This window comes from Chryseobacterium cupriresistens, from assembly GCF_046614675.1.
Classification (GTDB): domain Bacteria; phylum Bacteroidota; class Bacteroidia; order Flavobacteriales; family Weeksellaceae; genus Chryseobacterium; species Chryseobacterium cupriresistens.
Genome location: NZ_JBKKJT010000003.1, coordinates 510,593 through 531,145 on the forward strand (window position 1 = coordinate 510,593; position 20,553 = coordinate 531,145).

General features: G+C 37.4%; 18 protein-coding genes. 13 read left to right on the plus strand and 5 right to left on the minus strand.

The features are described from left to right. The first annotated feature begins 179 nt into the window (after positions 1 to 179). From ACLI50_RS11210 to ACLI50_RS11225, 4 genes are all read left to right on the plus strand, one after another. Positions 180 to 1,913 carry a sensor histidine kinase gene (locus ACLI50_RS11210; protein ID WP_110009683.1) on the plus strand — a complete coding sequence of 578 codons (1,734 nt, stop codon included), beginning with the start codon at positions 180 to 182 and terminating at the stop codon, positions 1,911 to 1,913. Continuing rightward, positions 1,891 to 2,544, plus strand: coding sequence for a LuxR C-terminal-related transcriptional regulator (locus tag ACLI50_RS11215; RefSeq protein WP_202843166.1), 654 nt, complete (start codon positions 1,891 to 1,893; stop codon positions 2,542 to 2,544). Before ACLI50_RS11210 ends, ACLI50_RS11215 begins: the two co-directional genes overlap by 23 nt. Positions 2,545 to 3,017: 473 nt before the next feature. Then, on the plus strand, positions 3,018 to 3,425 hold the full coding sequence (locus ACLI50_RS11220; RefSeq protein WP_411413795.1) for an ACT domain-containing protein: 408 nt from the start codon (positions 3,018 to 3,020) through the stop codon (positions 3,423 to 3,425). A 142-nt stretch (positions 3,426 to 3,567) separates the two neighbouring features. Next, a complete protein-coding gene (locus ACLI50_RS11225; RefSeq protein WP_411413796.1) occupies positions 3,568 to 4,515 on the plus strand; it encodes an alpha/beta fold hydrolase in 948 nt (315 codons plus the stop codon). A gap of 72 nt (positions 4,516 to 4,587) precedes the next feature. Here the strand turns inward: ACLI50_RS11225 and ACLI50_RS11230 are convergent, their stop codons facing one another. Then, a complete protein-coding gene (locus ACLI50_RS11230) occupies positions 4,588 to 4,983 on the minus strand; it encodes a VOC family protein (protein WP_343642996.1) in 396 nt (131 codons plus the stop codon). 122 nt (positions 4,984 to 5,105) lie between these two features. Here ACLI50_RS11230 and ACLI50_RS11235 point away from each other — a divergent pair, with 122 nt between their 5' ends. Further along, positions 5,106 to 6,302 carry a hypothetical protein gene (locus ACLI50_RS11235; RefSeq protein WP_343642994.1) on the plus strand — a complete coding sequence of 399 codons (1,197 nt, stop codon included), beginning with the start codon at positions 5,106 to 5,108 and terminating at the stop codon, positions 6,300 to 6,302. Here ACLI50_RS11235 and ACLI50_RS11240 read toward each other — a convergent pair. Beyond that, entirely contained in the window at positions 6,299 to 6,985 is a 687-nt protein-coding gene (locus ACLI50_RS11240) for a Crp/Fnr family transcriptional regulator (RefSeq protein WP_411413797.1), read from the minus strand. The two genes, ACLI50_RS11235 and ACLI50_RS11240, sit on opposite strands and share 4 nt — an antisense overlap. A gap of 365 nt (positions 6,986 to 7,350) precedes the next feature. On the opposite strand from ACLI50_RS11240, the gene ACLI50_RS11245 reads away from it, so the two are divergent. Next, positions 7,351 to 8,076 (plus strand): YoaK family protein, encoded by a 726-nt coding sequence (locus tag ACLI50_RS11245; protein WP_202843151.1) that lies wholly within the window; start codon positions 7,351 to 7,353, stop codon positions 8,074 to 8,076. A gap of 49 nt (positions 8,077 to 8,125) precedes the next feature. On the opposite strand, the gene ACLI50_RS11250 is transcribed toward ACLI50_RS11245, so the two are convergent. The 3 genes from ACLI50_RS11250 to ACLI50_RS11260 form a co-directional block, all read right to left on the minus strand. After that, the gene (locus ACLI50_RS11250) at positions 8,126 to 8,941 is read right to left on the minus strand and encodes a DUF4249 domain-containing protein (protein WP_411413798.1); all 816 of its coding nucleotides are present in this window, start codon (positions 8,939 to 8,941) and stop codon (positions 8,126 to 8,128) included. A gap of 3 nt (positions 8,942 to 8,944) precedes the next feature. Then, positions 8,945 to 11,275 (minus strand): TonB-dependent receptor, encoded by a 2,331-nt coding sequence (locus tag ACLI50_RS11255; protein WP_411413799.1) that lies wholly within the window; start codon positions 11,273 to 11,275, stop codon positions 8,945 to 8,947. A 324-nt stretch (positions 11,276 to 11,599) separates the two neighbouring features. After that, positions 11,600 to 12,583: a helix-turn-helix transcriptional regulator gene (locus ACLI50_RS11260; protein WP_411413800.1), complete on the minus strand. Its 984-nt coding sequence runs from the start codon at positions 12,581 to 12,583 to the stop codon at positions 11,600 to 11,602. A 197-nt stretch (positions 12,584 to 12,780) separates the two neighbouring features. Between ACLI50_RS11260 and ACLI50_RS11265 the strand changes: the two genes are divergently transcribed. The 7 genes from ACLI50_RS11265 to ACLI50_RS11295 all read left to right on the plus strand — a co-directional run bounded on the left by ACLI50_RS11265 (position 12,781) and on the right by ACLI50_RS11295 (position 20,530). After that, the gene (locus ACLI50_RS11265) at positions 12,781 to 13,500 is read left to right on the plus strand and encodes a DUF6796 family protein (RefSeq protein WP_411413801.1); all 720 of its coding nucleotides are present in this window, start codon (positions 12,781 to 12,783) and stop codon (positions 13,498 to 13,500) included. A 157-nt stretch (positions 13,501 to 13,657) separates the two neighbouring features. After that, positions 13,658 to 14,260 carry a TlpA family protein disulfide reductase gene (locus tag ACLI50_RS11270; RefSeq protein WP_343642984.1) on the plus strand — a complete coding sequence of 201 codons (603 nt, stop codon included), beginning with the start codon at positions 13,658 to 13,660 and terminating at the stop codon, positions 14,258 to 14,260. A 9-nt stretch (positions 14,261 to 14,269) separates the two neighbouring features. Beyond that, positions 14,270 to 14,761, plus strand: coding sequence for an SMI1/KNR4 family protein (locus ACLI50_RS11275; RefSeq protein ID WP_202843139.1), 492 nt, complete (start codon positions 14,270 to 14,272; stop codon positions 14,759 to 14,761). Between the two features lie 71 nt (positions 14,762 to 14,832). Further along, positions 14,833 to 15,396, plus strand: a complete 564-nt coding sequence (locus ACLI50_RS11280; RefSeq protein WP_110009809.1) for a Crp/Fnr family transcriptional regulator — start codon at positions 14,833 to 14,835, stop codon at positions 15,394 to 15,396. Positions 15,397 to 15,496: 100 nt separating this feature from the next. After that, entirely contained in the window at positions 15,497 to 15,886 is a 390-nt protein-coding gene (locus tag ACLI50_RS11285; RefSeq protein WP_110009693.1) for a RidA family protein, read from the plus strand. Between the two features lie 93 nt (positions 15,887 to 15,979). Continuing rightward, complete coding sequence (locus ACLI50_RS11290; protein ID WP_202843137.1) at positions 15,980 to 16,768, plus strand: SDR family oxidoreductase; 789 nt, start codon at positions 15,980 to 15,982, stop codon at positions 16,766 to 16,768. 276 nt (positions 16,769 to 17,044) lie between these two features. Further along, the gene (locus tag ACLI50_RS11295; RefSeq protein ID WP_411413802.1) at positions 17,045 to 20,530 is read left to right on the plus strand and encodes a glycosyltransferase family 117 protein; all 3,486 of its coding nucleotides are present in this window, start codon (positions 17,045 to 17,047) and stop codon (positions 20,528 to 20,530) included. Positions 20,531 to 20,553: the final 23 nt, after the last annotated feature.

Sequence of the window (20,553 nt, forward strand, 5' to 3'; positions counted from 1 at the left end):
TTAAATTCTGTGTGTTTTATCAAATATTCATTATTAGTAAGAAGACAAAAATTACTTTAACTTTGCCAGTTAGATAATATATGGCTATTATGAAATTACTGAAAATAATGCTATATTGTTGAAGACTAATATCTAATGGGCTTATCTGGTCAGGAAATTAATTTAACTGATAAACAAATATGAAAAATAAATTCTTAAATTTTAAATTGAGAAAACTTGTTCATTATTCCTTGATCCTTTGTATTTTACTGATACAGGTGATTATTGCCATATTTTTCTACAACGAATTTGTCAACGGGAAAAAGCTGAAGTTTATAAAAGATCAGCTTGAAGAAAGCCGTGCATTGGGAGGATTAACGGACAATTCCAGGAAAGATTTCATGGATGCACAGGATCATCTTCAGAAATATATGGCTACTCAGGATAATGATGATTTGCAGCTCTATTTCCAGTCGCTGAGAAAACTTAAAACTAATTTTGATAAAATTGGTGAATACGAAAATACAAGTCCAAGATTGAAAAAAAATCTGGCTATTCGTAGTAAGGATACCTTAAAGACCGCAAAACTGAAGACGTTAATAGATTCAGTGTACCAGACATCCCTCAATCCGCCGGCAAAAATTGAGGACAAACAATATGAACCTGCCAAGTATAAAAACGATTTTGAAGATTTCAATATTCAGACCCGTACTTATGCGGATACCATTAAAAAGAAAGGCTTTTTCGGGCGTCTGAAAGATGCGGTAACAGGGAAAGTGGATGTTCAGAAGGAGAGTACTGTAATCACAATGACCAATAACAAGACTCTGGATATTTCTCAGGTAAAATCCAAAATGGACAATACCCTAAAATCTATGGACAAGCATTACGCTGCCGAAGTAAAAAAGGTTCAGCTGCTTGCGGCCATTAGTCAGAAGAATAATTTACAGTTTTACAGCAATTTCAGTAAGCTGCTGGTATATAGTAATAACTTAATAGAGGTTTACGAAAATGCCATCAAGGATTTTCAATCTGAACTGGAAAAAGAATACAACGACCAAAGCTCTAATAATAACAAGATAAGAACCTATCTGGTATTGGGACTGATGATTCTGATGTTTATTGTTTCTATTCTGATTATGTATTTTACAAGAATGGCGTTTATTTATGAACAGAAACTGGATGCTGCCAATAAAGAGATTAAAAAGAATCTTAATTTCAAAAACAGGATTCTGGGAATGTTAAGTCATGACCTGAGGTCTCCTTTGAAAATCATCAATATTTTCATTGACAAAATCCACAGAACCACCGAAGATGAAACGATAAAGGATTATCTTAAATCCATCAAGTTCACCAACAGTACCTTGCTTCTGCAGTCTAATCAGATTCTGGAATATACCAAAAACGAGAATGCTGAAAAAGAGCTTATACAGTCGGTCTTCAATCTTAAAGATGAAATCAGCTCTATTGTAAAGGTCATTACCCCTTATCTGGAAACGAGAAACAACAGGTTTGCTGTGACAGACAGAATCCCTGAAAATCTGGTGGTCTATTCGGATAATATCAGAATCAATCAGATTTTTATGAATATTCTGGGGAATGCCAACAAGTTTACAGAAAACGGACAGATTGATCTTGTATTGGCTACAGAATCCCTTGGAGAAAATAAAATTTGCCTGATCACAACAGTAGCAGATACGGGAGTAGGAATATCAGAATCTGATCTTGGTAAAATTTTTGATCCTTATTATCAGGGTATGGTTTCTGATGAAGTAGATAATCTGGGAGCAGGACTTGGGCTTAACCTCGTAAAAGAAATTGTAGAGCTTTTTGACGGCAATATATCGGTCGAAAGCAAATTACATAAAGGAACTAAAGTGACATTCAGGATCAACTTAAACAGTAATAATAATGGAAACACCAATACAAAATAAAGAGATTATATTCCTTCTGGCAGACGATCACAGTATTGTACGCCAGGGAATGGAGATTGTTATCAGCGATATTGTTCCTAACGCTAAAGTTTATCAAACTTCATCCTTACATCAGGTATTGGAACTGATAGAATCGAAAGGAATCGAGATCGCTGTTATTGATGCCCATTTCCCGGACGGAAACAGTCTTCATATTTTGCCACAGATGAAAAGCGTAAATCCTGATATTAAAATTTTGATTTTTACAGGACTTGAAGAAGAGCTGCACGGCCTTAAATTTATTAAAGCCGGTGCTGATGGCTACCTGAGTAAACTGAGTGAGGAAGAAGACGTAAGAAAAGCAATTACAACCTTCATCGAAAAAGGAGAGTACTTCTCTGATCTTCTGAGAAACCTGCTGGTACAGTTTGTTTACAATCCGGATCTGATAAGCCCGCTCAACAGTTTAACCAAAAGAGAAATGCAGATTGCAGAACTTTATGCTGAAGGATATGGAAACCTGGAAATTTCAAACAGTCTGAATATCAAACAAAATACAGTAAGCACAATCAAAAAAAATATCTTTGAAAAACTCAAGATTGAAAATATGGTTGAGCTTGTGGACCTTGTCAAAACCCACCATAAACTATAGTGTTTTTTAAGGTGATCTCCACTTCTTATTGTCAGGGTATTATATTTCATCGATAAATATCTATAAGTCGATCGACATGTATCGATGGGGTTTATAGAGAATTTTATTTGGAAATGTTGTTCCTTTGTAATGTAAAATTTAAGTAATGAAAAACAACTGAGAAATGTTTTTTAACTTCTTAAGTTTCACAAGCAAAAACAACAAATGATGATAACTCAATAAATGGTGGTTATTAGAAACACAAATGATGAAAAATTAAAAAACACTGATGAAATTAAAGAAGTGTATGAAAAACCTTAGACGGACTTCTTAAAAAAGCCAAATGATCAGAAAAAAACACAAACACATATAGTGAGGTTCAGTTAACAGGTTACAGTACAAACACAAAAAGGAGGCATACAGCCTCCTTTTGTGTTTTTTATCAAATGATAAAAAAATACGGCTCTCCATCTCTTATTTTTGTATCAAAAAAGATGTCAGGAGAAAAAGACTTGGCCATACTGATTCAGAATATGGAACCAGTATTGAATACCGGAGAATATGTATTTTGTACTGTTGAAACTTTAGCTGCAATACCGGACCTCGAAAAGGTTCTGTTTTTTTTCCGGGAAAATGAAGCCGTTACCATTGTGGTAGAAAAAACAGTAGCAGATGAATGGAATATGGATTACAGTTATATTTCTTCATGGATTACCCTTACTATTCACTCTTCTCTGGAAGCTGTGGGGCTTACTGCAGCTTTTGCCAATGCTTTGAAAAAGGAAAATATCAGTTGTAATGTCGTTGCCGCTTACTTCCATGATCATATTTTTGTTGCCCGAAAAGATGCTGAAAAAGCAATGGAAGCTCTTTATGCATTGAGATCAGCTCAGGAGCTGTAAAATAATTTTTTTGGAGAAATTTTATTTCACCTTTTAAAATGTCTGATTGAGCTGCTAAAATGTCCTCTTGATAATGAAATTGAGTGTTCTGCCTGTTTTTGTGTTTTATGTTTGCACCATAATCATACAAAAATAAACAACAATGAAAACAATCAGAAAAATCTCAGCCTTAAGCTTATTATGTTTAACTCTTTTTACTGTAGTGACAGTTTCCTGCACTGAGGAAAATGAGCCTCCCACGGCGCAGGAGATACAAAACAGAAACCACCAGACTGCCAAAACCCAATTCATAACCGTTAAAGGAAATGCCATCGCATACCGTGTTTTAGGAAAAGAAGACGGGATTCCTTTGGTTCTCCTTCCAGGATTAGGCGGCTCAATGGATGACTGGGATCCTGCAGTGACAGATGGACTGGCTAAAAACTATAAAGTCATTATCTTTGATAACAAAGGAGTCTCTTCCTCAAAAGGAACCACTCCCAACACGGTTCAGGCGATGGCTGACGATGCGGTAGACTTTATTAAGGCTTTGAACCTGACCAAAGTGAATATCATGGGATTTTCTATGGGAGGATTTGTCGCACAGCGAATAGTGCTTACCAATCCGTCACTGATTAATAAAGTGATTTTAACAGGTACAGGCCCTCAGGGAGCTATAGGCTTGTCTAATCTTCCCAATATTATTGCCGGAACCGCTGGCTTAAGTCCTGAAGCTTCATACCTGAAATTTGGTTTTACAGAATCTGCTCAGAGTATTGCGGAAGGAAAAGCTTCTTTTGCAAGAGTTCAGCTTCGTACGACGGACAGAGATCTTCCGTTAAGTGATGCTGCCTCCGGTGCTCAGTTTACTGCAGTATTGAGCTGGGCTCAGCCTGATGCTGATGCGCTTACAGAAATAGAGAAGATTAAAAATCCCGTACTGATTGTGCATGGTGAAAATGATCTTCCGGTATCTGTTCAGAATGCAAAAAATATGGCTCAGCATTTAGACCATGCAGAACTGGTGATCTTCCCGGATTCAGGACACGCTTCTTTTTATCAATATCACGATACATTTGTTGCGAAAGCTACAGAATTCCTTGGAAAATAAATATGTTCTTAAAAAATTATAACAAGAAGACCCGCTGATGAACAGCGAGTCTTTTTTTATTGATATCAGGATTTAGCCGAATTTCTTCACAGCCTCTTCACTTACCGGAGTAAAAAAGTTAATCATATTGCCATCCGGATCACAGAACAGGAGAGATCTGTTTCCCCATGGCATCGTTGTCGGCTCCTGAATAATTCGGGAAGTCATACTTTTAATCCTTTCGTATTCTTCGTCAACATTTTTAACCATAAATTCAATAATGGTTGATTTTGTTCCTGCGAAATCTGTAAGATCTTCTGAGAACATTTGCATGGTCCGGGTACTTCCGATAGCAATTGTGATAGAATCAGTAGAGAGTTCTGCAAAATCTTCTGTATACCATGTGGCAGAAAATCCGGTAATCTGTTCATAAAATTGTACTGCTGCTTTAATGTCCTTACTAATGAGTCTTAATGAGGTAAGTTTCATAAGAATATTTATTTAAATTTTTAAAAACAAAGGTATGAGCTTGTTATGACAGTAAATTGTCAGTAGCCATTAACAGTCTTTATTTTTTTTGATTAAATTTGATAGCGCCAAAATCATAACCTATGAAAATCAAAGTATTAACTCTTTTTCTTCTTTTCCTTAGTCATGCCTTTTATGGCTGCAGTATGTTTAAAATGACCCATAAGGGAAAGACAATCGTTGGAAATAATGAAGATTGGGTAAGTCCCAATGCTGAAATCTGGTTTGAGCCTAAACAGCAGGATAAATACGGAGTAGCCTATGTTGGTTTTATCAATCGGTTTCCTCAGGGAGCCATGAACGAAGCCGGGTTAGTTTTTGATGGATTTGCCACTCCGGAAATTTCAGTTCCCAAACAGGAAGGAAAGATTCAAAAGCCGGTTCGGGATATTGTACATTATGTGATGGCAAATTTTAATACAGTTCATCAGGTAAAAGACTATCTGTTTACCGTAGATATGAGTTTTCTGACTTCCAGTGTGATGATGTTTGTTGATAAAACAGGAGAATATTTACTTGTAGAAGGCGGAGCTTTGGTTCTTGGAAATCAGGAATACTATATCCAGTCGAATTTTAATCCTACAAAAAGTACCGTTGATGAAGATAAGAAAAAGCTGGATTATTATATGAAAGGTGTCAGCTTTCTTAAAGCCCGGAAACCCGACGGAACGCCAGCTTTCTGTTCTTCAGTGATGGATCAGATGCAGGTGAAAGATACACAGTATACCAATATCTATGATCTGAATAAAGGAACAATACAACTTTTTCTCCATCATGATTTCTCTCAGTCAGTCGAGATTAATCTTGAGGAAGAATTGAAAAAAGATACCCATTCCTACATGATGGCAGACCTTTTTCCTGCCACTTCAGAAGGAGTATTATTTTATAAAAAATATAATAATGCAGATAATCCTGCGGGATACCTTCAGGATATCTGGGCAAAAGGAACAGCTGGTAAAACCAAAGAAGAAATCGAAAATTATAAAGCTACATCAGGTTTAGCCTGGCTCAGCAATTATATCGGATATGAATGGATGCGGGACAAAAAACAAATAGGCGCGGCTATTAAGATTTTTACCTTTGCTACAGAAATGTACCCTGAAAATGCTAATTTATTTGATAGTCTGGGAGAGGCTTACTGGATGGCAAAAGATTATAAGGCTGCTATTATGAACTATGGTAAATCATTATCCCTTAACCCTAAAAATCTGGATGCTATTGATATGCTCATGAAAATCAAACAAGAGCAGGAAAAAATTGAAAGCAAAAAGATAAATTAATAAAAATTAGCGATATGAATTAATCGCTTAATATCAGTAATTTGTATTTTCCGTGCTTCAGATCTGATCAGTTTTTCCTGCTTGAAATCATTGATGATACGGGCTAAGGTTTCTCTTGCTGTTCCCACCATATTGGCAAGATCCACACGGGAAAGGGTAATGAATACTTCATGGTCAGGTGTGTCATTTGATGTATACTTATCATGAAGAATCAGTAAACTGAGAGCAGCTCTTTCACGGACTGTACGGTGGGATAAAACTGCAATAAGGTTTGCCATTACGCTGAATTCATGGCTTAAAGATTTCAGCAGCAGCCTCGAAAGCACTGATGACTGACTCAGAATATCCAGAAAACTGTCTTTTGAAATAAATGAGATCACAGAATTTTCAAGGGTTGAGGTCGTATCTCCGTAAGATTCATTGCTCAGAATAGCAGAATATCCGAAAAATTCACCGGAACTGTAAATGTAAATAATCTGCTCCCTTCCGTCATTATCAACCTTGTATTTCTTTATTTTACCTTCGTTCAGGTAGTAAACGCCATTGGGTTTCGTTCCGTCAGTAAATATGGGTTCATTTTTACGATAGTTCCTGGTTTTCATAGCTCCTGTAAGAAGATTTTTATCATACTCAGGGAGTTCATCAAAAAGATACTGATTGTTAAAAATAAATTTTGAGATCATAATTTTTCTATACAGGATATTGGGTGTACGTTCAGTTTTTAACTTAAATCACATTTTAAACCGATCTAAATCACAAGATTTTTTTCCTGAACGAATTACTTTTACAAAAGTAATGAAATTGATTCTGAAATAAGAAAAAGAAGATCTCACAGAGGCCTTGAAGCCTTTTCAGAATCATTATTTATTACTAAAAAATAGGATTTTACGTTAAAGGGGAAATAGTAGACCTATAAAGAACACTGGATAAATATTTAAGCGGACATGTTTTTCACAGTTTGACGCTGACATTTCTAATTATTTTTTTTACTTATTTATTTTATCCGGTTGTTCTTTTCCTGAAGGAGAAGCCCCTATAGAAATTTAAAATGTTCAGACACAGAGGGAAAAACAGAACCTATTTTCACAATCTTAAGCTTGCATCAGTACTTTCATTTGTTGCAGGGATAGTGAATATTGCAGGTGTTTTATCTGTGAAAGTGCTTACTACGAATATAACCGGACATTTTGCCTTCTTTTCTGAAGAAATTCTTATCGATCATTACAACAAGGCACTCACTTATTTTATCTTTATTATATGTTTTCTGGGAGGAGCATTTTCATCCAGTTTTATGGTTGAGTTTTCGTCCGGACACAAAATGTTCCGTCCGCATCTCATTCCTTTGATCACCGAAATTCTGATTTTAGGTTTTGTGGGAATAACAGGTGACCAAACATTGAAAATCTCAATATCTCATTATGCAATTGCCGGACTTTTGCTTTTTGCAATGGGGGTTCAGAACTCACTGGTAACAAGAGTATCACAATCTGTGGTAAGAACTACTCATCTTACGGGGTTATTTACTGATCTGGGAATAGAGCTTTCAAAACTTTTTTTTAAGGAAAGGGAAAACGAAAAGAGGCAGCTTAAAAAAAATATCGCCCTGAAACTGGTGATTATCGCCTGCTTTTTTGCAGGATGTATGATTGGCGGTTTTGTGTACAGCATGATTCAGCTTAAAACGCTGCTTGTAACTGCGGGATTGCTCTTTGGCGTAATCAGGTATGATAAGTTCCTGTACCGGTATTACGCTTTAAAAAGGAAATTCAGATAGAATACAATAAAAGAAGGATATTCCGTTGTTGGGAATATCCTTTTTAAATTTATGGCGTTACAGGCTGGATCACAAAAGTTTCCGTATCTGTTGTGTGGGCTGAAAAATAGCCTAATGCTCCGTTGCTGATATTACTCGGAGGATTAGCTGGAGTAGCAGTTCCGCCGTTGCCGCCCGAAATCTGAAGCAATGCACTGTAATAAGTGAACACATTGGTGTCGATAGACTGCATTTCCACATGGATTTTGTCTCCCGGCACTACTTCATGGTCGCGGCCCTTGTTATCGTCATTGGGAAGAATCAGAGGCTGTTGGTTCGGTAAGCCGTTATTGACATTGTCTGAAAAAGTATTCATGTATTTTTTAGGCAAATCATTAATCGTAAAACTAAAAAGATAACGGTTTCCTAGTGGCATCGGGTCTGTAAAGAGTGGTAAAAGAGTGTAGGTGGTCTTATCACCAAATTTAAAAGAACTCTGTTGCAGTCCGTCAAAATATACTACTTCAGGCATTGTACTCTGAGCTGTATATTGTTTTCCTTCTGCCTGTATTTTTAATGTATACGTTCTTCCGGGCGTACCTACAAAAGTAGTGGTCTTATACATTCCGTTTCCTGTATAGTGAAGTGTTTCAGTCTGGCCTGTATCATCGCTTAAAACCACCTGGGCTCCGGTTACTGCCGGATACTGATTAGGTTCTGAAAATCCAACGGACTTTGTGATTTTTACAGTATAAGGCCCTGACTGATTGGTTACATTGCCTTCAATAACAATATTCCCGCTCTGATCGTTCAGATCCAGGTTAATTTCCTTTTCACAGGAGGTTAAGGCGAAGAGGGAAACTATGATATAAAAAGTATTTTTCATGATTTAGAATTTGAAATTATAGGTGATATTAGGGACCCATCGGAATAAAGAGGTCTGCATGGCACGTGTTGTTCCCGGGCGGTCAGGATTGTCTTCAAAATTGATGGTATAAGCATTTTCTCTGCCGTACAGGTTGTAAATACCAAAGGTCCATGAACCGCGGAACCGCTTATTGGAACTTGGTTCGTAAGTAGCACTCAGATCCATTCTGTGATATGCAGGCATTCTGTCAGCATTTCTGTTGCTGTACTGGAAGACTGTTTGTCCGTTCAGCTCATATTTTCCGGTAGGGAAGGTAACTGCATTTCCGGTACTGTATACAAATAATCCTGAAAAACTCCATTTCGGATTAAGCTGATACGTTGCAACGACGGATAAATCGTGGGTTTTATCCATTCTGGCGTTATACCATTCATTATTATTGATTCCGTTGATCTTTCTTTCTGTTTTAGAAAGGGTATAGGAGATCCATCCTGTCAGTTTTCCGCTCTTCTTTTTGGCGATAAGTTCCAGACCGTAGGCTCTTCCTTTTCCGAACAGCAACTCGCTTTCTACATCAGCTCCTGTGTCAAAACCAATCTGAGCACCATTTTTGAAATCGATCTGGTTTTTCATGTCTTTATAATAGACCTCAGCGTTCAATTCGTAATTATTGTTGTTGAAGTTTCTGCTGTATCCTAAACTGATCTGATCTGCAATTTCCGGTTTTACCGTATAGCTGCTTCCTATCCACTGATCGGTAGGATTTCCACTGTTGCTGTTGCTTAAGAGGTGAAGATTCTGAGTGTTCCTGGAATAACCTGCTTTTACACTGCTCACTTCGTTGATGCGGTAGTTGGCGCTGATACGCGGTTCAATATTCACATAGGTTTTCCCGAATTTTCCTTTCTCTAAAAATTTACTGTCGGTTAGTACGCCATTCTCATAAGTATTGAATGTGTCACCTCCCAGTACACTGAACATGGAAAGCCTTGCTCCATAATTGATGGTCAGCTTTTCCGTTGCTTTATAATCATCATTAATGTAAACGGCATTTTCCCACGAGTATCTCGGATTTCTGGCAAAACTGCTCACGGTGGTACCGGAAGCACTGCTCGGAGTAAGGGTATGATAAATAGACTGCAGACCGAAACGTACAGAATGCTTATTTCCGGCAAACCAGGTAAAATCCTGCTTAAGATTCCAGTCACGGATTTTTGAATTTAAATCAAATACCGTATCATCATTTTTCAGACTGATCTTATAGTCATAATTACTGTAAATAAATGAAGTATTGGAGAATAGCTTACTGCTGATGATGCTGTTCCATCTCAAAGTGGCCGTCGTATTTCCCCAGTCTGTATTGAAAGTATCTCCCAATCCCAGAACATCTCTTCCAAAATACCCGGACAGGTAAATACGGTTGTTTTCGTTGATCTGATAATTGGCTTTCAGGTTCAGATCGTAAAAATATAATTTGTTGTCTTTATAATCTTTATTGGCTTTAAGAAAAAGATCCGCATACGTTCTTCTTCCCGAAACAATGAATGATGATTTTTCCTTTTGAATAGGCCCTTCCACACTCAGCCTGCTGCTGATAAGTCCGATTCCTCCGTTAACGTTATAATCTTTGTTGTTTCCGTCCTTCATTTTAACATCCAATACAGAAGAAAGACGTCCTCCGTATTGTGCGGGGCTGTTTCCTTTGATAATGCTGGCATCTTTCAGGGCATCACTGTTGAATGTACTGAAAAAACCAAGAAGGTGAGAGGCATTATAAACAGGAGCTTCATCCAGCAGGATCAGGTTTTGGTCGGTAGCACCTCCTCTTACACTGAACCCGCTGCTTCCTTCACCGTTACTTTTGATGCCGGGTAAAAGCTGTATGGTTTTCATGACATCTTTTTCACCAAAAAGTACAGGAAGTTTCTCTATATTTTTAATACTTAACGTCTCTGCTCCCATTTGAGCTGAGGTCAGGTTTTTATCCTTTTTGATACCGGTTATCACCACCTCATCAATGGCTTTTTCTACAGATTCTGATGGAAGCAGCGGAAGATCGAGTTTTATATTCTGATCTACATTGATCTTCTGCTCAAAATCCTGATATCCCGGGTAGGAAATAACCAGGGTATAATTTCCTTCGGGTAATGAAAGGGAATAAAATCCATATTCGTTGGCAACAACATTGATGCGGGGATCTTCGCTTACTTTTACAGAGACTCCGATGAGTAATTCTCCGTTTTTTTTGTCTTTCACGGTTCCACTTACGGAATACGTTTGTTGGGCCATTGCCAGTGTACTGAAGCAGAGCGCAGCGGTGGCAGCGGTAATTTTTAGAAAGGATGTTTGCATTAGTTTATTTTAAAGTAGTAGATCTCTTGTCTATGAGTTAATGTTTTGATGATGTTCAATGAGTTGGATGAATAGGGGATTTGTTACAGGTAACAAATTAATTATGAAATAAATCCATTGGAAAAGCAGACTTCAGGAAATGATAATGGCAAGGATAAAAGAGGACTGTCAGATAAAAAGCAGTATTATGCATTGGATATTAATTTATTGTTGTTTTTTTTGGTAGATTTTATTGAAAAACAAATTATTAACGACTGTTATTTAGTTTTTATTATTACCCGGAATTAAAAAAATACAAATAAGCTTTTACAAGACTGTACGATGCTATCTGCTTCTGAGCCGGCTTGGCAGGATATTGAATTTTCGTTTAAATGCTGATGAAAAATGTCTCGGATTTTTATAGCCGATATGATCAGAAATTTCACTGATATTCAGATCGCTGTCGAGAAGCATTTTTTTTGCCTGCTCCATTTTGAGATCATTCCAGAATCCGAAAACGGTAGTCCCGAAGAGCTCTTTGAATCCTTTCTTTAAAGTAAATTCGTTGGTTCCTACCAGATGGGCAAGATCATTCAGAGAACTATCTGCATTCAGGTTTTTTACAATATAATCCCTCACAGCGTACATTTTCTCTATATCTTTTTTCTGAAGAGAAGAAGATGAGGATTCACTGTCAAAAAACTGTTCAAGCTGCAACAGAAGAAGTTCATTTACTTTAGCTTCAAGATAAATTCGTTTGAAAGCCCCTTTTCTGTTGCAAAGAATGATGTCGTTCAGAATCTGATACATATCATGGGTGATGCGGTTATGCTCAGTCTGAATGAGAGATGAATTCTGCTTGTCAATCGAATTTCTGAATATTTCAAACAGTCCTGAATACTCAGGTAGAAATTTTTTAAAGAACTCAGGAGCAAGATTGATTTCGAATACATACATTTCCGGACCTTCGAATTCCATCCTGCCTTCCATATGATGGGCATAAATAATATTGTGCTGGTAGTTATCAAACACTATTGTTTTTTGAAAGTTACCCGAAATGGCTTTGCTTTTTCCTTTCAGGGTAAAATGCATTTCTACCGAATCAAAATCACTCTCAAGGTACAATTGAAGCGGTTTATTCAATACAATATTCCCAAAACTGATGTGGACATGGGTAAAGCTTATTTCGTGATAAAAACCATTTCCATAAGGAGGAGTCAGCTGGGTAATGGATTCCTGGATGCCTCCATCATCTAAGAAATAAGAGGAAGGATAATCCCGCTCCATAAGCATGTTTCCAAAGTTTTCATCATATAGCCGTACTGTCATTTCCTTTTGTTTGTTTGAATTTCCTTTTTACGGACTTTTTATTCCGTTTTACAGACCCTTTCTGTTGAATGTTTAGAGTAAGTTTGCACAAAGGTAATAATTATTTAGAATCATTCTTAATAATTAAATTGCTTTTAAATAAAAGAAAGAAATAATGAAACGATGTACATCTTATATACAATTAATTATTAAAAATTATGAAATATTCAGGTAAAATAAACTGGTCTTTTGCTGCAGCAATAGCAGTGTCAATATGTTGGATTATTGGTGATATTTACGTTGCCGGATTTGATCCGGATCCATCAGATTATCCTTTGTTTTCAAAAACCTATGCAGATCAGGTAAATCTGGAATTTGCAACTTTAATGCTGGAAGGTTCCACTCCGAGATTGATGTTTGGTGCTTTGATTGGTGCTCTTACGGGGCCTTTACTGCTTCCTGCTACGTGGCTGGTGTATCAGTTTTTCAAAGATACTCAAAAATGGTATGCAGTCTTTGTGTATTGGGTCTTACTGGCAGGAGCGGTTTTATCACCTTTAGGACATGCCGGATTCTTCTATGTTGGGGAGATTTATAAAGCAGTTTATCATACAGACTCTGCCTCTCACCCTTATCTTCTGGAGACGGGAAGAGGTTTTATGAAAATGCTTAACATTGCCTGGGGAACAGCTATTGGTGTACTGGCAGTCGGATGGATTTCCTTTGCTGTTTGTATTCTTTTCAATAAAACTCTGTTGCCGGGGTGGATGGCTCTGCTGACACCATTTGCCCTTACTTTGTTTATCATTCCTATAAAAAATCTTTTACCGCTTCCTTTTTCAGGATGGGTAGGAGGTGCCATATTCAATATTGCCTATCTGACATTTTTCAGTTCACTGCTTTTCTTTTTCAGAAAGAAATTGCTGAACAGGATTTAGCTATAAAAAATATGACTATGATCTTAACTTGAAATAAATGGAGAGGAAAGTCTTTTAAATCTTAGAATTTAAAGGCTTTTTTACATTAAAAACTATCTTTTTGGGAATATTGATCGGAATATTAACCTTATATTGGCTGGGAATTAAGCGGAAGAATATGGAGAATCTGAAAATTTGGTTAAGAAAAAATGCTTCTACGGCAGTACTTACCGTATTATTTATTATCGTTTTGGTGAATAAAGATGCAAAGGCATGGCTGATGAGGCAGGTGGCTTCCACCGGAATTCTCAATTCCAGCATATCAGAACCACAAAAAAAACAGAATAATGCAGCCAAAGTTTCCTATACCGGGCTGATGCTGAAAAATGAAGAAGGAAAGATTGTAGATACTTCTGCTTTACAGAATAAAGTGGTCTTTATTAACTTCTGGGCGTCATGGTGCCCTCCCTGCAGGGCTGAATTTCCATCTGTGCAGAAGCTGTATGATCAGTATAAAAATAATCCGGATATGGTATTTCTTACAGTAAATCTGGATGATAATGTCAGTCTGGGAAAATCTTATTTAAAAGAGAAAGGCTTTACGGTTCCTTTTCTTACACCGGCTGGAAATATTCCTGATATATTGTATAGCGGATCTTTACCAACCACTGTTGTACTGGATAAAAAAGGAGAAATCCGCATGCAGCATACAGGAGTGGCAGATTATAGCAAAGATTCCTTTTATAAGCAGATTGATGAACTGTTGAACGAAAAGCCATAATTTTTAATAATGATGATTCTCTTTATACTGCCTGTTCTTGCAGAAATAGAAACTGAAATCCTTAAAGAAAAAAGCACCGTGCAGAATTTTCCAAAGGTTATAGTATTTCCTTTCTCTGAAAGCTATAAAACGCTGGTTACTCAAATAAAAACAACAGAAATCTCTTCTGAGACCATTCTGTACAATTCAGTGGATGCAGTCAATGAAAATAAAGAATTTAACTTGCCGGAGTACTGGTGTTTTGCTGGCAACGGACAAGGTGACCGATGGTTTCTGGACAGGGATCAGAAGGTTTTTTTCTATGATCATGATGATGACGGGAAGCTGAAGCCGATGCATATTAATTTTGAAGAATGGCTGCAAATGGCAATCATTATCCGTCAGTTGGATCAATGTTTTGATCAATATGACCATATCACTGAGCCGGTTCGTCTGGAGTTCTATAAAACCCTGAATACGATTCATCCCACATTAAGTGATGTGTATCCGTTTACATTGTAACGCTGGTTTTATCAGCAATGAATGTAAATGTCTAAGTGAAAAAAGAATACTTTTACCATAAGAAACAGAATATGCTGCATCAGCTAAGAACCCATATTGAAAAAATAATTCCTCTTAATGATGATGAATTTGAATTCATATCATCCTGCTTTACTTATAAAAAATATAAGAAACATCAGTTTCTGGTACAGGAAGGGGAAACGGTTCCCTATAATTATTTTGTCCTGAAAGGCTTGCTGAAGCTGGTTTATTCTGACGAAACCGGAAAAGAACATATTGTTGGATTTGCCATGGAAGACTGGTGGGAAACAGATTTTCCCGCTTATTATCAGCAAACGGCAGCAACAATGTCTCTGGAATGTATTGAAGATACGGAAGTACTGTGTATTAAGCTGGACGATTACAGAAAACTTTGCGCTCAACTTCCAAAGCTGGAGCATTTCTTCCTTGAAAAAGCATATATGGGATTTATTACGGCTCAACAGCGTACCATTTCCATGATGACAACAGGAATAAAAGAACGCTATGAGCAGCTTTTGGAAAAATATCCTTCTCTTGTTCAGCGTGTTCCGAAATCTCTTTTGGCTGCTTATTTAGGGGTGTCCAGAGAAACCTTAAGCCGTCTGCCTCTGTAACGCTGTGATCAAACTCACACTATAATCGTGATCCGTATCACAGGAATTTGCTGTATTTGTTCTGCAATTTTGTACAGTAACAAATAACAAATTCAAGACAATGGAAAAAAAAACGGTTAATCCTTGGAAATGGCAGGATGAAAGAAGCTATTCACAGGCGGTAGAGGTAAAAAATGTGCAAAGTACTTTATATTGCTCGGGACAGGCAGCTATTGACCCCGATGGAACATCCAGTAATAAGGATATGAAATCGCAGCTGGAACAGGCTATTGCCAATCTGGAAGAAGTAATCAGTACTGCAGGATATGAATGTGGCGGTATTGTAAGATTAAATATTTATACAACTTCTACGGAAGAGCTTTGGCCACATTTTCCTATTCTTCAGGAGTGGATTGCCACACATGCAATTCAGCAGGCTGTAACGATGCTTGAAGTGAAAGGTTTGTTTGAAACTTTAAAAGTGGAGCTTGAAGCTACCGTCGTAAAATAAATGATCATTGAACTTAAAAATTAAACCTTCAAAATATAATCTGAAGGTTTTTTCTTACATTTATCTATACCAATTACAATATCCAAAAATCTTATGAATATCCAACTTTTTTCAAAAAATGCTTTAGTAGGAGGGGCAACCCAGGGAATCGGTGCCGGAATAGCTGTTGAACTGGCAAAATGCGGTGCTAATGTTACCGTTATGGCCCGTAATGAAGCCAAACTTAAAGACTTTGTTTCATCTCTGCCGGTTATCAATACTGATCAGAAACATGGGTATCTGGTAGCAGATTTTTCAGATTTTGAAAGTTATAAGAAAATTATAGGAGGATTTTTTTATGATCATTCGATAGATATTCTGGTGAATAATACCAATGGTCCTGAACCTGGTTTAGCACTGGATAAAAATGCCGATGATTATCAGAAAGCATTTGATTTGCTGTTTAAAACTGTTTGCGAAACAACATTATTGGCTTTGCCTCACATGATCCAACAGAAAAAAGGGCGTATTATTAATGTTTCATCACTTTCAGTAAAAGAACCGATCGGAAATCTGGCCTTGTCCAATTCTATCCGTTCAGCAGTAATTGCTTGGGCCAAAACGCTTTCCAACGAAATTGCACAACACAATATCACGATAAATAATGTCTTAACAGGATACTTTGATACTGAAAGAATTCAGAAACTGGTAGCTCATGAAGCTCAGCAAAGTGGCAATGCTGAAGAAGAAATAAAAAAGGCGAGGGAAAATAAGATTCCGATGAAAAGATTCGGACAGCCTGAGGAATATGGACATCTCGTGGCTTTTCTGGCTTCTGAATATTCAAATTATCTTACCGGAACAAGTATTCCTTTGGATGGAGGATTGAATAATACGTATTAAAACTTTACCATTTAGGAAATATAAATTCTTTTAAACCGCAAAAGTCACAAAAGTTTTTGAATTTGTTTCTAAGCTTTCTATTTTGAGTGTTAAAGTACACTTAAGTTATTTGAAATCTTTGCTTTACTTCTTCTTATATGAACTTTTTGCAGCATTGTTTTTTAACTTAATTAAACTACGCTAAGACTTTTATGACTTTTGTGGTTTGAGAATAAAATAAGGTAAATGTAATAAACCCTTTCCCCCAGTTGTCATATACATATTGGAAAATATGATATGAAAAACTGGTCTTTTAAAAAATGGAACACCGTACTGGGATGGTTCCTTTTCGCTATTGCGCTTATTACTTATCTTTCAACGATAGAACATTCTTTGAGTTTCTGGGACTGCGGGGAATATATTTCTTCAGCTGTAAAGCTGGAGGTAACTCATGCTCCGGGAGCCGCTTTATTCCAGATCGTGGGAGCGGCAGCGAGTATTTTTGCATTGGGAAATACTGAAAATTATTCTGTGGTGATCAATGCCATGTCAGCGTTATTCAGTGCATTTACCATTCTGTTGCTGTTCTGGACGATCACCCATTTTTTAAGACGGCTTTTGCATAGAGACTTTGAAGAGATTACAAAACATCAGGAAATCTCTATCCTTTTTGCAGGAGCTATCGGGGCCTTATGCTTTACCTTTTCAGATACCTTTTGGTTTTCGGCTGTAGAAGGTGAGGTGTATGCAATGGCTTCGCTGTTTATTGCGTTGCTGGTATGGCTCATTACAAAATGGGAAAACGAATATAAAGCGATTGACAGTGAGAGATGGATCATCCTTATTTTCTTTATCACAGGTCTTTCCGTAGGAGTACATATGATGTGTATGCTGGCTCTTCCGGCCATATGTCTGGTGTTTTACGCCCGGAATTATACCTTTTCGTGGAAAAGTTTTATCATAGCGAATCTTGTTACTTTGGGAACTCTTGCCTTCGTGTTCAAGATTATTTTCCCCTTGATTATGACCCTCTTTGGACAGCTTGAAATTTTCTTTGTGAACGGTTTAGGGCTTCCTTTCCATTCAGGGACAATTGCGGCGTTTGTTTTTATGGCCGCAATAAGTTATTTCTTAATTAAGTATGCTGGAAAAACAAAAAAGAAGGTATACCAGACTGTGGTTTTATCCCTTGTTTACATGATCATTGGTTTCTCCTGCTGGCTGGTGATTCCCATCAGAGCCAATGCGAATCCACCGATGAATCTTAATGATCCGGATACCGCGATCGGAATGAGAGATTATTATAACAGGGTTCAATATGGTGACTGGCCTACGATTTACGGGCAGAATTATACCGCTTTTCTCGACAAAAACGGGCTGGAAAAAGAGGATGACGGAAGTTATAAAAGAGACATCACCGGAGATATTTATGAAAAAGATGAAAAAACCGGAACTTACAGAAAAACCGGAGAAAGATTCAACTATGTTTTTAATAAATCTCACATAAGTTTTATGCCAAGGATGTTCAATGAAGATAAAGAAGTGATGGCTAATTATATCTCATTGTATGGAGCTCCTGATTTTACCTTCAATTACGATAATGAAGATGTGGCAGACAATCCTGAGGCTAAACGTATTTTTGAAGAACTGAGAGCAAAATATGAAGGAGATTCTATCACTGCAGAAGATTATCTGAAAGTAAAACCTTATGATCTGATTAAGGTACAGCGCCCTTCATTTGCTCAGAATATGGATTATTTTATTTCTTTCCAGAACGGATATTACTTTGTGCGATACCTGATGTGGAATTTTGTTGGAAGACAGAACGATCTTCAGGGACATATGGAAAATACCAACGGGAACTGGATTTCAGGATTTTCTTTTATTGATAATGCTCTGTTGGGTGATCAGGATCATATGCCTGCTCAATTTAAAAATGAAAGTACCGTAAAGTTTTTCTTTTTACCATTGATTCTGGGTTTGATTGGTTTCTTTTTCCAGCTGAACAGAGATTTTGGAAGATTTTATGCCATACTTTCACTGTTTATTCTGACCAGTGTGGGAATTGTTTTCTATACCGGAGTAAAACCGTTTGAAGTGCGGGAAAGAGACTATGCCATGGTAGGTTCATTCTATGCCTTTGCCTTGTGGATTGGTCTGGGAGCCGGAGCCATCCTTTGGCTGATTCAGTCCAAGATTAAATCCAATGCAGCCAACATTATACTGGGAGCTGTATTGCTGGGAATCCCTTTTATGATGGGATTCCAGAATTATACTTCCCATGACAGAAGCAAAAAAACGGCAGCCCGCGATTATGCCTATTCATTTTTACGTTCATTGCCTAAAGATGATATCATTTTTATTTATGGTGATAATGATACTTTTCCGGTGTGGGCTATTCAGGAAACAGAAAGATTCAGGGATGATGTGAAAACAGTCAACTTTACCCTTTTAGCCACTCCATGGAATATTGATCAGGTGAAAAGAAGAACCTACAATGCCATGGGAATTCCGGGTGAGCTGACCCATGAAGAATATAGAGACGGTGTCAATGATCAGGTGTATCTGATGAAAAAAGAAGATTGGGAAGGACTTTTCCAGATGCTGAAAGAACAGGGAGCGCCGGAAACGGCTTTCCAGGAGTTCAGAAAATATCTGACTCAGGATTCAATGATCCTGAAGGATGCTATAAAATTTCTGAAATTACAATCGTCCGAAAAAGATGAATTGCTGAAAATGTACTTCGGCGAACAACAATATGAAAAATACAATATTATTCCTGTCAGTAAATTTATTCTTCCTGTCAACAAAGAAAATGCCGTAAAAGCAGGAATTATTAAGCAGTCCGATCTTCCGGGTACTGTGGATCAGATTATAATCAATTATGAAGCGAATACCCTTTATAAAAGCAATCTGATGATGCTGGATATGCTGGCCAATTTCGACTGGAAGCGCCCGATAAGTTTCTCTTCAGGCGGAATGTATGAAAGCGAAAATATTTTTTATCTGGATGAATATCTGCAGTTTGACGGTTTCAGCTACAGATTGGTTCCCATTCATACGCCTCAGGGGCCTGATGGAGACAAAGGAAGGGTAGATGCCCAATCTCTTTATCAGGTGGTGAAAAATTTCAGATGGGGAAATTTTAAAGATCTGAGTATTTATTATGATGAAACAGCTACGTCAAATATTTTGGGCTACAGAATGTCGGTGAGTAGAGCTGTATCTGCACTTGTGGCAAGCGGGCAGAAAGCGAAAGCACTCGAGTTACTGGAACTTGCAGCAAAAGAAATTCCTGCTGAAAAATACAACGATCCACGTTCACTGAGCGCCATGGTTACCGGATATATTGTTGCAGGGCAGGAGCAAAAAGGTCTTCAGCTTGCAGAAATGCTCAAAAAAGGAATATTTGAAGAATATGATTATTACCAGAATCTTTCTCCTTCATTTAAAGCAATGGCGAAAAGACAGATGAGGTCCAAGCCGATGGAATATGCATTGGTGGTTTCTGCTGTTACTGAAGGCTACAAAAAGCTTGGGCAAAATGAAAAAGCACATGCGTATCTTTTAAAAGCAATGGAGCCTATCGACAAAAAATTCAATATCTTCATAAAAGGTCTGCAGCAGATGGGTAAAGAAAAAGCAATAAAAGAGTCTGAAAATGTACGCCAGATTGCTCCCTTTTATCAGTATCTGTTCAATGTTATGGAGCCCTTTGATTCCACCTATTCCAGGAAAAAAGAAATTGAGATTACCAATGTGATGATGAAAGTGACACAGTAATAATGAGTGATAAAGCCTTTAAG